11 protein-coding genes are annotated in these 13,426 nt (G+C 59.0%); 8 read left to right on the top strand and 3 right to left on the bottom strand.

All coding sequences use genetic code 11. The features are described 5' to 3' along the window. Positions 1-37 precede the first annotated feature (37 nt). From ACR0AU_RS09450 to polA, 3 genes are all read left to right on the top strand, one after another. Complete coding sequence (locus tag ACR0AU_RS09450) at positions 38-223, top strand: zinc-finger domain-containing protein (protein WP_170426216.1); 186 nt, start codon at positions 38-40, stop codon at positions 221-223. A 44-nt stretch (positions 224-267) separates the two neighbouring features. Further along, positions 268-930: a YrbL family protein gene (locus tag ACR0AU_RS09445; RefSeq protein WP_170626723.1), complete on the top strand. Its 663-nt coding sequence runs from the start codon at positions 268-270 to the stop codon at positions 928-930. 104 nt (positions 931-1,034) lie between these two features. Next, positions 1,035-3,836 carry a DNA polymerase I gene (gene polA / locus ACR0AU_RS09440; protein ID WP_480795603.1) on the top strand — a complete coding sequence of 934 codons (2,802 nt, stop codon included), beginning with the start codon at positions 1,035-1,037 and terminating at the stop codon, positions 3,834-3,836. Between the two features lie 45 nt (positions 3,837-3,881). On the opposite strand, the gene ACR0AU_RS09435 is transcribed toward polA, so the two are convergent. Further along, complete coding sequence (locus ACR0AU_RS09435; RefSeq protein ID WP_170408576.1) at positions 3,882-4,112, bottom strand: DUF2798 domain-containing protein; 231 nt, start codon at positions 4,110-4,112, stop codon at positions 3,882-3,884. A gap of 73 nt (positions 4,113-4,185) precedes the next feature. Then, entirely contained in the window at positions 4,186-4,941 is a 756-nt protein-coding gene (locus tag ACR0AU_RS09430; RefSeq protein ID WP_170733954.1) for a TIM barrel protein, read from the bottom strand. Between the two features lie 179 nt (positions 4,942-5,120). Here ACR0AU_RS09430 and ACR0AU_RS09425 point away from each other — a divergent pair, with 179 nt between their 5' ends. Then, positions 5,121-6,128: a DMT family transporter gene (locus ACR0AU_RS09425; RefSeq protein ID WP_480439074.1), complete on the top strand. Its 1,008-nt coding sequence runs from the start codon at positions 5,121-5,123 to the stop codon at positions 6,126-6,128. On the opposite strand, the gene ACR0AU_RS09420 is transcribed toward ACR0AU_RS09425, so the two are convergent. After that, positions 6,053-6,631 (bottom strand): DUF1285 domain-containing protein, encoded by a 579-nt coding sequence (locus tag ACR0AU_RS09420; protein ID WP_480439072.1) that lies wholly within the window; start codon positions 6,629-6,631, stop codon positions 6,053-6,055. The genes ACR0AU_RS09425 and ACR0AU_RS09420 overlap by 76 nt on opposite strands. 64 nt (positions 6,632-6,695) lie before the next feature. Here ACR0AU_RS09420 and ACR0AU_RS09415 point away from each other — a divergent pair, with 64 nt between their 5' ends. Genes ACR0AU_RS09415 through ACR0AU_RS09400 form a run of 4 tightly spaced genes read left to right on the top strand, consistent with a single transcriptional unit; the run spans position 6,696 to position 13,373 of the window. Further along, complete coding sequence (locus ACR0AU_RS09415) at positions 6,696-7,703, top strand: AAA family ATPase (protein ID WP_170394959.1); 1,008 nt, start codon at positions 6,696-6,698, stop codon at positions 7,701-7,703. Continuing rightward, the gene (locus tag ACR0AU_RS09410) at positions 7,700-8,575 is read left to right on the top strand and encodes a DUF58 domain-containing protein (RefSeq protein ID WP_170733952.1); all 876 of its coding nucleotides are present in this window, start codon (positions 7,700-7,702) and stop codon (positions 8,573-8,575) included. Before ACR0AU_RS09415 ends, ACR0AU_RS09410 begins: the two co-directional genes overlap by 4 nt. Next, positions 8,572-11,334: a DUF4159 domain-containing protein gene (locus ACR0AU_RS09405; RefSeq protein WP_480795602.1), complete on the top strand. Its 2,763-nt coding sequence runs from the start codon at positions 8,572-8,574 to the stop codon at positions 11,332-11,334. Before ACR0AU_RS09410 ends, ACR0AU_RS09405 begins: the two co-directional genes overlap by 4 nt. Continuing rightward, positions 11,331-13,373, top strand: a complete 2,043-nt coding sequence (locus ACR0AU_RS09400; RefSeq protein ID WP_170613419.1) for a hypothetical protein — start codon at positions 11,331-11,333, stop codon at positions 13,371-13,373. Before ACR0AU_RS09405 ends, ACR0AU_RS09400 begins: the two co-directional genes overlap by 4 nt. The last annotated feature ends 53 nt before the right edge of the window (positions 13,374-13,426 follow it).

Here is a 13,426-nt window from a genome sequence, read left to right as displayed (position 1 = left end):
GCCCGCGAGGCCGACAACCAAAGAAGGATCGCCAGCCGTGACCATCGAAGCGCCGGAAACCAAGATTGTCGAAAATACCCGCGTCGCCTGCGATGGTGGCGAGGGTGCGCTGGGTCATCCGCGCGTCTGGCTGCAGATTCCCGAAGACACTGGTTGGGTCGAGTGCCCCTATTGCGATTGCAAATACGTGCTGCGTGGTGAGGACTCTGGTCAGGACGCGTAAGGGCGACCAGGACGGCAGGCGGTCGTAACTGGCGAGGATGGATAATGCTGTTCACAGCCAAAACGATTGACCTTTCCGACAGCCAGCCAATCGCGAACGGGACTGTGCGCAGTGTCTATGACTTTCCCGGTCATCCTGACCTTCTGATCAAAGTTTTTACCAGGTCCCAAGATCGTGTCTCGCACAGGCTTGGAAAGCGACTGGCATGGAAACTGTTCCCGGAGGCGCAGTATCGCAGCACATTGAAAGAGCTGGAATGCGAGCTGCGGGTATCGCTGAAACTCGGGACGGAAATTGAGCGTTCACCCCTGTCCAGGATGTTGGGCGTGGTTCAGACGACGCATGGGGCGGGGGTTGTGGTTGAGCGCATTTCTGGCCTTGATGGCGGGCTTGCACCAAAGCTGTATGAAGTTTGCCGTAGTGGATTGGACGCCCCGGTTTTGAATGCGCTGAATGCATTCGTCGGGCAGATGTTTGACCTTCACATCGTCGCACGCGACGTCAAAAGTTCGAATATTGTCTACGGGACAAGGGGCGCTGGTCCGGCCTGCTTCCTGATCGACGGATATGGAGAACGGAACCTCATCCCACTGCGCAGCCTGTCCCAACGTCTGAATGATCGCTCGCTGAACAAACAGTTCTCGTTGATCGCGCAAAAAGCAGGTTTGGCTTGGAATGCAGATAAGCGCACCTTTTCGAATAGCTAAGGCCAGACCACGGGCAAATTAGGTCGCAACGAATTGGCCAGGCGGCCTCGTCTTTCGTGCAGCCCTTCTGTACAACTTGGCGCAACCCAGCGCAGGAGTCTCATATGACCACCACCCAATTCGGAAAAGGCTGCCATCTGCATCTGATTGATGGATCAGCCTTTATCTTCCGCGCCTATCACGCTTTACCGCCGTTGACGCGGAAATCGGATGGGCTACCAATTGGGGCCGTGTCGGGCTTTTGCAACATGCTGCAGAAATATGTCGAAGGGAACGCCGGGCCGGATGCGCCGACCCATGTTGCGGTGATCTTCGACAAGGGCTCGCATACGTTCCGTAATGACCTGTATGATCTCTACAAGGCCAACCGTGAAGCGATGCCCGAGGATTTGCGCCCGCAAATGCCGCTGACTCGCGAAGCCACCAAGGCGTTCAACATCGCCTGCAAAGAACTTGAAGGCTATGAAGCCGACGACATTATCGCGACCCTCGCCGTTCAGGCGCGTGAGGCCGGTGGGCGGGTGACCATTGTCAGTTCTGACAAAGACCTGATGCAGCTTGTGGGTGGCGGTGTCGAGATGCTGGATGCGATGAAGAACAAGCGCATCAATCGCGACGGGGTAGTTGAGAAGTTCGGCGTCGGGCCCGAGCGGGTTGTCGATGTGCAGGCTTTGGCCGGGGATTCGGTGGATAACGTACCGGGCGCTCCGGGCATTGGTGTTAAGACGGCAGCGCTGTTGATCAATGAATATGGCGATCTGGAAACCCTACTGGATCGCGCTGAAGAGATCAAACAGCCCAAGCGCCGCCAGACTCTGATCGATAAGCGCGACCAGATCGAGCTTTCGAAGAAACTTGTGCAATTGGATGAAAACACACCGTTGGATTTCACTCTGGATGACCTTGAGGTGAAGGATCCCGATGCTGAGACTTTGATGAAGTTTCTGGCAGAGATGGAATTTCGGACGCTCACCAAACGCATTGCTGACAAGCTGGGCGTCGAGTCCCCCGTCATCCCCGAGATATCCACGCCTGAGGCGGAGTCACAGGCCGAAGACGTCCCATTTGATGCATCGAAATACGAATGCGTGCGCGATGCTGCGGCATTGCAGAAATGGATCGATCAGGCATACGAGCGCGGCTGGGTTGCGGTGGATACCGAGACCACCGGCTTGAATGAGATGATCGCCGATTTGGTCGGGATTTCGCTATGTGTCGAGGCGGGTGAGGCTTGTTACATCCCGTTGACTCACCGTGAAAGCGCGACCGATGATCTGTTCGGATCGGATGCGCTGGCCGATGGACAGATGCCGCTGGATGCGGCTCTAAACTTGCTGAAACCGATGTTTGAGGATCCGTCGATCCTGAAGATCGGACAGAACATGAAATACGATGCCAAAATCTTTAAGCGATATGGCGTCGACGTCGCCCCCATCGACGACACGATGCTGATGTCCTACGCCATGCACGGCGGTGAGCATGGGCATGGCATGGATACGCTATCTGAACGCTATCTGAGCCATACGCCGATTCCCATCAAACCTCTGCTTGGCTCGGGCAAGTCTGCAATCACTTTCGACAAGGTGCCGATTGACGAGGCCACGGCCTACGCTGCCGAGGATGCGGACATCACCCTTCGCCTGTGGAAATTGTTCAAGCCGCAGTTGCATCAGGTGCAGGTGACGACGGTGTATGAAACACTTGAACGTCCATTGGTGCCGGTTCTCAAAGAAATGGAGATGCATGGCATCAAGGTCGATCGCGATGTTCTCAGCCGAATGTCAAATGCATTTGCGCAGAAGATGGCCGGATTAGAGGCTGAAATCCACGAATTGGCGGGTGAGAACTTTAACGTCGGTTCGCCGGCGCAACTGGGTGAAATCCTGTTCGACAAAATGGGGCTTGAGGGCGGCAAGAAGGGCAAGACCGGTAAGTACTCGACCGGGGCGGACATTCTTGAGGACCTTGCGACCGAACATGAACTGCCGCGCCGGGTGCTGGACTGGCGGCAACTCTCCAAGCTGAAATCGACCTATACGGACGCGCTGCAGACCCATATCAATCCTGATACGGGCCGGGTGCATACGTCATATTCGATTACGGGGGCGAATACGGGCCGACTGGCCTCGACCGATCCGAACCTGCAAAACATTCCGGTGCGGACTGAGGAAGGTCGGCGCATACGTGAGGCGTTCATTGCCGAGCCGGGCAATGTGCTGGTCAGCCTTGATTACAGCCAGATTGAGCTTCGGATTTTGGCCCATATCGCCGATATTCCGACCCTGAAACAGGCGTTTGCGGATGGATTGGACATTCACGCAATGACGGCGTCCGAGATGTTTGATGTTCCGTTGGACGAGATGACGCCGGATATCCGTCGTCAGGCCAAGGCGATCAACTTTGGTGTGATCTACGGCATTTCGGGCTTTGGGCTGGCGCGCAATCTGCGCATTCCCCGGGCGGATGCGCAGGGTTTCATCGATCGCTATTTCGAACGTTTCCCCGGCATCCGGCGCTATATGGACGACACGATCGCGTTTGCCAAAGAGAATGGCTATGTCCAGACCCTGTTCGGCCGGAAAATCCATACACCCGAGATCAATGCCAAGGGGCCGCATGCGGGGTTCTCGCGTCGTGCTGCGATCAATGCTCCGATCCAAGGGACGGCAGCAGATGTGATCCGGCGCGCGATGGTGAGGATGCCGGATGCGATCAACGGCTTGCCCGCCAAGATGCTGTTGCAGGTGCATGACGAGCTGCTGTTCGAAGTGGCTGAAGAGGCTGTTGATCAAACCATTTCGGTCGCGCGCGCGGTGATGGAAGGGGCAGCAGATCCGGCAGTGAAGCTGGATATTAAGCTGGTCGCGGATGCCGGACAAGGCGCGAACTGGGCCGAGGCCCATTAGGGGCGGCGCTGCTCATCAAGCCCTGCGGGCCCTCTTTGCAGCGGGTCAGGCTTCTGGCCTGACCAGTCGGGCGATCAGGCGTTTTACGAAAGGGCCCAGCGTCAGGATGACGGTAAAGGCGATAGGCCAGCAAAAGGCCCAAGAGGCCATCCAGTCTCCGAGTGTTGAAGGGCTGAAGCCGATAGCTTTTAGCGTGGCTATGCCGGTGACGACGCAGGACATCAGGCCGGACATGATCAAGGCGAACAGGGCATTGGCATAGCGGGCAGATATCATGCGGGGCATCCTTGGCGTGTCGATGCCCTCAATTGCGCCATTTCAGTCTGAAAATCCAGCGTTCATATAGGGTTTAATACTGTATCCAAGCCAGTGAGTCCTCAGTCCGCCGAGTTGAGGGGTTGTATTCGGCGCTGACCCAGCCGCTGTAATCCGAGTGGTCCATCGCAGCAAACAACGCGGCAAAGTCCATTGTACCCAGCCCGGGTTCCGAGCGATCCGGCGCAGCCCCGATCTGTGCATGGACAATACGGGGCTGAAAACGGTGCCAAATCGCCAGCGCATCGCCGTGGATCATCTGTGCATGAAAACTGTCATATTGTAGGCCGACATTTGCGCGGTCGACGCGGTCCAGCACTTCGGCGGCCAGATCATAATTGTTCAAGAAGTAACCAGGTTGCGATACGGGGTTGAGCGGTTCGATTGTAAACCGCTGTGCCGGCGCAAGATCTGCCGCCCATTGCAGGTTCTCGACAAAACAACGCAGGGCCTCGGGACCAGAAGCAAATCCGGACATAACGTGAATCATCTCTGGCCGCAGCACATCCGCGTAGCGCAGAACGCGCCGGATATCGGACTTAAACCGGTCGGAGCTGCCGGGCATGGCGGCGTAACCCGGTTCACCGCCGGTATAATTCGGGGGCGGGGCGTTGATCAGCACCAGATCAAGCCCGCTGGACAGCAGCGCGCGGCGGGTCTCTTTGGCTGCGAGGTCGTAGGGGAAGAGAATTTCAACAGCCGTAAACCCGGCCTGCGCGGCGGCTTGAAACCGGTCGAGATAGGGCAGTTCTGCAAACAGCAGTGAAAGATTGGCGGCAAATCTGGGCATCGGGCATCCGGTGTCGAACTTTGCAGAGCCTAGCGATCACGACGGCCACGTGAAAGAGACTGAAAACGACAGATTGTCGAAAATCGGCCAGATAAAGGCTTTCGAATCAGGGACCATCAGGCTCAAGCGGTATCCCGTTGCGAGGGCCGCGCCAACAATAAGGTCTGATCACGATGGCCATGAGCCCTGAACCCGCGCGCGGGACCGCTATAGCTGTATCTGACGGTCGACAGACCGCGTTCACCGGAAATACGCTGGCGGTGGCTTCGATGCTGACGTGGGCGGCGGGGTTCCCGGCGGCTGAGATCCTATTGCAAAGCTGGCCACCTATCGCACTGTTCGCGGCACGGATGTCTCTTGCGGTGTTGGTCATGGTACCAATCTGGCTGATTCTGGACGGACCGGCTCAGGTATTGCGCGCCCGTTGGGGCCATGCCCTCCTGGTCGGCGGTTTGGGGCTAGGGTCGGGGATGTTCCTGATCCTTGTAGCGCAGAAGCTGACCGACCCAGTTACCGTTGCCATTATCGCCTCGTGTGCGCCTTTGATCGCTACGATCATGGAGCTTGTGGCGGGAACGCGGCGATTGCGCTGGAGTTTTGCGCTGGGATTGGTGATTTCAATCATTGGCGGCCTGATTGCCACCAGCGCGGTGGCACCGGCACAATTAGGACTGGGCGCGATGTGCGCAGTGGTGTCTACCGCGCTGTTCTGTTGGGCCAGCATGGCCACTGCGCGCGACTTCCCCGAGCTTAGCCAGTTGGGCCGTAGCACCATTACATTGGTCGGAGGATTGTCGACCGCAGCCATTCTGGTGCCGTTAGCCGGATTGCTGGGGCTAGAGGTCTTGCCTACACGCCCCGTAGATGTGGCGCAGATGGGTATGTTGGTGTTCTACGCACTGTTCTCACTGGGCCTGAGCCAATTTTTCTTCATAGCATCAGTGGGAAAACTAGGGGTCGCCCTGGCGTCATTCCACATCAATATCGCACCATTTTATGTGATGGTGATCATGATGGCGCTGGGCGAGGACTGGAACTGGACCCGCGCGCTGGGCGCGTCGCTGGTGGCGCTTGCAGTCGTGCTGGCGCAGGACCGCAAGCCGCGACCGGTTCAATCCTCTAGCACATCAGATGCGATCAGTGGGAAAAACTGGCCGTCCGACCAGACACCAAACCAACCGTCGTGATGTCTGGCGATCTCGACCAACCGGTAAAAGCTCTTGCGATCAATGCGCGCCTCAAGATTCGCGCGCATCAATATGTAGGGTGAGGGCTCATCAGTTTCCGTATTTAGGACAATGCGGATCGGGTGATCGGGCCCGGCGATGGCTGTATCGCCCACTTGCGTCGTAAAAGTCAGACGTTGGGCTTCGCCTTGTCCCTCATGCTCAAAATCAACGGCAACAAACGGCGCATCCTCGACGGTGATTCCCACCTTTTCAGCGGGAGTGACGAGAAAGTACCCACCCTCTTCTTTCTTAAGAATTGAGGAAAATAGCTTAACAAGCTCGACCCTGTTGATCGGTGACCCTAGATAACTCCAAGTGCCATCTTTGGCGATCCGAATGTCCAGATCGCCACAAAACGGAGGATTCCATAGGTGAACGGGCGGCAAACCCCGCGTTTTGGCCGCTTTGACCGAAGCCGCCAGACCGTCTGGTGAAGGGGTCACGGGTTTTTGTCCGCTCATTGCTTTTGCCATTTCCTCTCAGCGCGATACACTTCAATCATAACAGTCCACGGAAGGGAACCTCATGTCCGAACCTGCCGACCTCGTGTCCGAGATCGAAGCGCTGGAAAACAAGCTGCAAGAGGCCAAATCCTCGATCACCCGCCGCTTTATCGGGCAGGAGAAGGTCGTGGACCTGACCCTGACCGCGCTTTTGTGCGGCGGTCACGCGCTGCTGATCGGTCTGCCGGGGCTGGGCAAGACGCGGTTGGTCGAGACGCTTTCGACCGTGATGGGCCTGCATGGCAACCGCATCCAGTTCACGCCGGACCTGATGCCTGCTGATATTCTGGGCTCGGAAGTGCTGGATACTGCCGAAGATGGCAGCCGCCATTTCCGGTTCATCTCCGGCCCGATTTTCTGTGAGTTGCTGATGGCGGACGAGATCAACCGTGCCAGTCCCCGGACCCAATCGGCGCTGTTGCAGGCGATGCAAGAGCGTACGGTGACAGTCGCGGGCGAAGACCGCGAATTGGGCGTACCGTTCCATGTGCTGGCAACGCAGAACCCGATTGAGCAGGAAGGGACCTATCCATTGCCCGAAGCTCAACTGGACCGGTTTCTAGTGCAGGTCGACGTGGAATATCCGGATCGCCAGACCGAGCGTGATATTCTGCTGGCTACCACGGGTGTTGAGGAAGCCGAGGCGCATCAGATTTTCACCAAAGAAGAATTGCTGGCCGCACAGGTTCTGTTGCGCCGGATGCCTGTAGGAGAGTCGGTTGTCGAACTGATCCTCGATCTGGTCCGCGCCTTCCGCCCGGATGAGGCAGGTGTGTCAGAGCGGGTGAAGGAAACTGTTGCCTGGGGTCCCGGACCGCGCGCTGCGCAGGCTCTGATGATGACCGTGCGCGCAAATGCGATGCTGGAAGGCCGTTTGGCCCCCAATGCCGAGGATGTTCTGACCATGGCGCGTCCGGTTCTCAGCCACCGTATGGCGTTGAACTTCGCGGCGCGGGCACGTGGTGACAGCCTCTCTGACCTGATTGAGTCCACCGCTACTGGGCTGGTCCGAACTGAGGCCGCGGCGTGAGCGCCGCCCAGACCCTACGCGAACGCTCCGAGGCCGAAGCGTCCCGGTTGCCGCCGTTATTGGCGCGGGCCGAGCATCTGGCCGGAACCGTTTTATTGGGCGATCACGGGCGGAGACGCTCGGGTCTGGGGGATGATTTCTGGCAGTACCGCCCTGCGCAGATTGGCGACAGTCGCCGGTTGATCGACCATCGCCGTTCGGCCCGTGGTGATCAGCAGTTTGTACGTGAGCGCGAATGGCAGATTGCACAGTCGATCATGCTTTGGGTCGATCAGGGCGCGTCGATGCGGTTTGCTTCGGACAAGAACTTGCCGACCAAGGCCGATCGTGCGCGCCTGCTGGGGCTGTCGTCCGCTATCCTGCTTGTGCGTGGTGGCGAGCGCGTTGGTCTGACTGGCACGACGCTGCCCCCGCGCAGGGGGAATGCTCAGATCATTCGGCTGGCCCAAGCCTGGTCTGAAGATGCGCAAACCGATTACGCGCCACCCGAACACCGCGCCATGATCCCGCATGCGCGTGCGGTGTTTATCTCGGATTTTCTTGGGCCGCTGGACGAGGTCGAGCTGGCCCTTACCAAAGCCGCTGACCGGGGCGTGCGCGGCGTGTTGCTGCAGGTTCTGGACCCCAGCGAGGAGTCCTTTCCCTATTCGGGACGTACCATTTTTGAAAGTGTTGGTGGCACCGCTCGACATGAAACCTTGAAGGCCGCTGATTTGCGCGATCGTTATCTGGATCGCTTAGCGGCGCGCAAGGATGCGCTGACCCACCTGTGCCGCGCGACTGGCTGGCAGATGGGGCTCCATCACACCGATGACAGCGCTCAATCGGCTCTGTTGTGGCTTTATCGCGCCTTAGATGGGGGTGCGCAATGACGGTTCTTGCAGGAATCGGATTTACCGCGCCTTGGGTGCTGCTGGGTCTTCTGACCCTTCCGATTTTGTGGTTGATTCTGCGTGCCGTCCCACCTGCACCGATCCGACGTCTTTTCCCGGCGGTCACCTTGCTGCTGGGATTGAAGGATGATGAAAGCGTTTCGGACCGTACACCATGGTGGTTGCTGCTACTGCGGATGCTGGCAGCCGCAGCGATCATCATCGGGCTGGCAGGGCCGGTGCTGAACCCCTCACGCGATGAGACCGGATCCGGGCCGCTTCTGCTGGTGCTGGATGCAAGCTGGGGGGGCGCGACACGTTGGTCCTCGACACTTGATCAGATTGATGCGCAATTGACGGAAGCCGGGCGGGCGGGTCGTCCTGTGTCGATCTTGCGTCTGACTGAGCCTGAGGCACCTGTGTTTCAGGCCGCCGAGGCGTGGCGTGGTCGTCTGCCGGGCCTTACACCGATGCCGTGGCAGCCAACCGAAGCGCAGATTGACCAAACTCTGATCGCGTTGGGACAGGTCGAAGGTGGCTTCGACACCCATTGGTTCAGCGACCGTCTGTCCTATGTCGGCCATGATCGTTTGACTTCTGCCCTGCAGGCGCGTGGGGACGTGATTGTCTACCAATCCTCTGCACCCGTTACCGCGATCTTGCCCGCCACCTATCAGGACGGCGCAATCCGACTCAGCGTACAGCGCGCTAATCCAGGACCAGAGGAAAGAGTCACCGTTCTGGCGCAAGGGCGCGACCCGGCAGGAGCAATGCGGGTGCTGCAATCGACCAATCTTGAGTTCGAAAACGGCTCTACGCAGGCGGAAATTGATCTTGCGCTTCCATCGGAACTGCGCGCACGCATTACACGGTTCGAGATTCAAGGCCAGCGCTCTGCCGGTGCCATTACACTGACAGATGACAGCCTGCGTCGGCGCGAAGTGGCATTGATCGCAGGTACCCTGAACCGCGAAGGGTTAGAGTTACTGTCGCCGCTTCACTACCTGACACAGGTGCTGATTCCGACCGCTGATTTTGTCGAAGGCGGCCTGGCCGAGGTTCTCCCCGCGAACCCGGATGTGATCGTATTGGCGGATGTGGCCAAGCTGTCCGAGTCGGAACAGGCTGAAGTCGTCGAATGGGTTGAACAGGGCGGCCTACTGCTGCGCTTTGCCGGCCCACGCATGGCCGCCAGCGATCTGGGGCGCGATACTGAGGATGCACTGTTGCCGGTTCGACTTCGTAGCGGTGGCCGCTCGGTCGGCGGCGCCATGAGCTGGGGTGAAGCGAAGGGGCTTGCTCCGTTCACTGAAAACTCGCCGTTCTATGGGTTGAAGATTCCTGCGGACGTCTCTGTGAGCACTCAGGTCATGGCACAACCAGATCCTAATTTGGCGGATCGGGTCATTGCGTCACTGTCGGATGGCACACCATTGGTGACCCGAAAACCGCTGGGGCTGGGGCAGGTGGTTCTGTTCCATGTCACGGCTGATGCGGAATGGTCCAGCCTGCCGCTGTCCGGGCTGTTTGTCGAAATGCTCGACCGGCTTGCCGTTGCCTCTGCTGCCAAATCGCGTCAAGAGGCTCAGATGCAGGGTACCGTATGGGAGCCGATTCAAATAATGGATGGCTTCGGTGTTTTGACTGACGCAGGAACGCTGCCCGGTGTCGATGGAGTCGAACTGGTTTCTGGGCAAATCGGGCCGGACCTGCGCCCGGGGCTTTATGAAAACGGCAAGCAGAAACTGGCGCGGAATGTTCTTGCCGAGGATGCTGTACTATCCCCGGTGGTCTGGCCGTCTGACGTCCCAATCCGGGGTCAGGAGATCAGCAATGAGACTCCGTTGGAAGGGCTGTTGCTTGGCCTTGCACTGTTGTTGCTGACAATCGATGTGATTGCGTCTTTGGCGTTGTCGGGGCGCTTGGCCAAGGCAACCCCTGTTGCATTTGCGCTTACTGCCGTGTTCCTTGCCCCCGAGGCGCGGGCGCAGACCCCTGAAGACACCGATTTTGCATTGAACGCGACGCATGAGCTTGTGTTGGCCCATGTACTTACCGGGAATGCTCAGGTCGACGATATCGCGCTGGCCGGGCTGCGTGGGTTGGTGCAGACGCTGCATTTTCGCACTTCGGTCGAACCCGCCGACCCGATTGGCATCGACCTTGAACGTGATGAGCTTGCATTCTTTCCGCTGCTCTATTGGCCTGTCACTCCGGACCAGCCGCAGCCCTCGGTTGAAGCTTATGCAAAGCTGAACGCCTATCTGCGGTCGGGTGGGATGATCCTGTTTGACACGCGCGATGCCGATATCGCCGGTTTCGGGGCCTCCAGTCCCAATGGGCGCAAGCTACAACAGCTGGCGGCACCGCTGAATATCCCCTCGTTAGAGCCTGTTCCGCGTGACCACGTGCTGACTCGCGCCTTCTACCTGTTGCAGGATTTTCCCGGACGATATTCTGGCACCGAGGTCTGGGTCGAAGCCGCGCCACCCGATGCCGAGCAGATCGAAGGAATGCCCTTCCGAAACCTCAACGATAACGTGACCCCGGTGGTGATCGGCGGTAATGACTGGGCCGGGGCCTGGGCGGTGGATCGCAACGGTCAGTCCCTGTTGCCCGTGGGTCGCGGTTATGCCGGAGAACGACAGCGCGAGTTGGCCAATCGGTTTGGGGTTAATCTGGTAATGCATGTGCTGACCGGGAATTACAAATCCGATCAGGTTCACGTGCCCGCGCTTTTGGACAGGTTGGGACAATGACCGGAACCGTCATCTTTGACCCGCTAATCCCGTGGCCGTTTCTGGCAGCCGTGGCATTGATTGCCATGTCAGGTGTGGTTCTGGCGCTTTGGCGCGGTCTGTCGGGCTGGGCCCTGCGCGGCTTGGCGGCCTTGGTCATCCTCGGGGCGCTTAGCGGTCCTGTCTATCAGGTCGAAGATCGCGCGCCGCTTACCGACATCGTGTTGATGATCGAAGATGAAAGCGCCAGTCAAACCCTATCGGATCGTGCCGAACAGACTGCTCAGGCTGCCAACGACCTCGCGACCGAGATCGAAGCCCGAGACAATACCGAGCTGCGCCGCATCCAGGTTGGTGACGGCGATGGTGACGAGGGCACGCAGGTCATGGCTGCGCTGAACGCGGCACTGGCCGAAGAACCCCGTGCGCGGATTGCGGGCATTATCGTGGTGTCAGACGGCATCGTTCATGATGCAGACCTGGCACCCGACCTGCCTGCTCCAATGCATCTGTTGCAGACCGGGCGCGAAGGCGATTGGGATCGGCGCCTGATCGTGCGTAACGCCCCAGCCTTCGCCATTATCGGTGAGCCCGTGACCCTGACCCTGCGCGTCGAAGATACTGGCGCTGCGCCTGCTGGAGTTACTAACGCTCCGCTTGAGATTTCCGTCGACGGAGGTGAACCCGAGCAGTTCACCATTCCAATCGGTCTGGACGTCGAGCTCCCGATCACGCTGCCGCATGGTGGTCGGAACGTCATCCAGTTCACGGTCCCGCAGGCCGAGGGCGAACTGACCGACCGCAACAACACGGCTCTGATCCAGATGAACGGTGTGCGGGATCGCCTGCGTGTTCTGCTGGTATCGGGCGAGCCGCATCCGGGCGGGCGTACTTGGCGCAACCTGCTGAAATCTGACAGCTCGGTTGATTTGGTCCATTTCACCATCCTCCGGCCGCCGGAAAAACAGGATGGCGTACCGGTGGATGAGCTCTCACTGATTGCCTTCCCAACGCGAGAGTTGTTTCTAGAGAAGATCAATGATTTCGACCTGATCATCTTTGACCGCTACAAACGGCGCGGCATCCTTCCTGCGATCTATCTGGATAATGTTGGCGACTATATCGTCAATGGTGGCGCGGTGCTGGTCGCTGCTGGCCCTGATTTTGCCACGGCTGACAGCCTGTACCGATCCCCGCTTGGGCCGGTCCTGCCCGCAAAACCCAGTGCGCGGGTTTACGAGGAACGGTACGTGCCCATGGTCACCGATCTGGGCCAGCGTCATCCGGTTACCGCTGATCTGGGCGATGCTGAGACTTGGGGCGCTTGGCTGCGCCAGATCGATGTCAGCCAGCTGTCCGGCAATATGCTCATGACCGGCGTGGATGATCGTCCGTTGCTGCTGTTGGATCGCGTGGGTGAAGGCCGTGTGGCGCTGATGGCATCAGACCACGCCTGGCTATGGAGCCGCGGCTTTGAGGGCGGTGGCCCGCAGCTGGAACTACTCCGCAGGCTGGCGCATTGGATGATGAAAGAACCCGAGCTTGAGGAAGAGGCGCTGTGGGCCGAAGCGAACGGCCAGTCCATGCGCATTATCCGTCAAACGCTGGAGGATGAGGTTGGCCCAGTCACCGTCACCCCCCCCAATGGCGACACCTTGGAGATTACGCTAAACGAAGTCTCGCCCGGTCGGTTCGAGGCGCAGTACTTCGGCCCTGAAATTGGCCTGTACCGTCTGGAAGAGGGTGCGCATTCTGCCGTGATCGGTCTTGGTCCTGCTGCACCAAAGGAATTCGAGCGCACGATCGCGACCGATGAGATTCTAAGCCCCGTTCTGGCCAGCCTGCGCGGAGGAACGATCCGGTTGGAAGAGGGTCTGCCCTCAATACGGAATGTCCGTGCGGGCCGACCGGCAGCAGGTCGGGGCTGGATTGGTCTGACCCCGCGCGACGCCTATGAAACCCGCGATGTTACACAGGCCGGGTTGCTTCCACCCTGGCTGGTGCTGTTGCTGGCCGGCGGGTTCCTCTTGGCCGGTTGGTTGCGTGAGGGACGTCGCTAACGCTGCTTAAGCACTTTTTCATGCTCTACCGCGATGCTCTGAGCAGATTATCG

This window comes from Ruegeria sp. CG1 (assembly GCF_056537265.1).
The sequence above is the reverse complement of the archived record's forward strand: the minus strand, read 5'-3'. Positions and strand labels throughout refer to the sequence as shown.

What these genes read in the sequence shown, in the direction of transcription:
- ACR0AU_RS09445 (WP_170626723.1), top strand. Translation starts at nt 268, where the DNA reads ATGCTGTTCACAGCCAAAACGATTGACCTTTCCGACAGCCAGCCAATC.
- polA (WP_480795603.1), top strand. Translation starts at nt 1,035, where the DNA reads ATGACCACCACCCAATTCGGAAAAGGCTGCCATCTGCATCTGATTGAT.
- ACR0AU_RS09435 (WP_170408576.1), bottom strand. Translation starts at nt 4,112, where the DNA reads ATGATATCTGCCCGCTATGCCAATGCCCTGTTCGCCTTGATCATGTCC.
- ACR0AU_RS09430 (WP_170733954.1), bottom strand. Translation starts at nt 4,941, where the DNA reads ATGCCCAGATTTGCCGCCAATCTTTCACTGCTGTTTGCAGAACTGCCC.
- ACR0AU_RS09425 (WP_480439074.1), top strand. Translation starts at nt 5,121, where the DNA reads ATGAGCCCTGAACCCGCGCGCGGGACCGCTATAGCTGTATCTGACGGT.
- ACR0AU_RS09420 (WP_480439072.1), bottom strand. Translation starts at nt 6,631, where the DNA reads ATGAGCGGACAAAAACCCGTGACCCCTTCACCAGACGGTCTGGCGGCT.
- ACR0AU_RS09415 (WP_170394959.1), top strand. Translation starts at nt 6,696, where the DNA reads ATGTCCGAACCTGCCGACCTCGTGTCCGAGATCGAAGCGCTGGAAAAC.
- ACR0AU_RS09405 (WP_480795602.1), top strand. Translation starts at nt 8,572, where the DNA reads ATGACGGTTCTTGCAGGAATCGGATTTACCGCGCCTTGGGTGCTGCTG.
- ACR0AU_RS09400 (WP_170613419.1), top strand. Translation starts at nt 11,331, where the DNA reads ATGACCGGAACCGTCATCTTTGACCCGCTAATCCCGTGGCCGTTTCTG.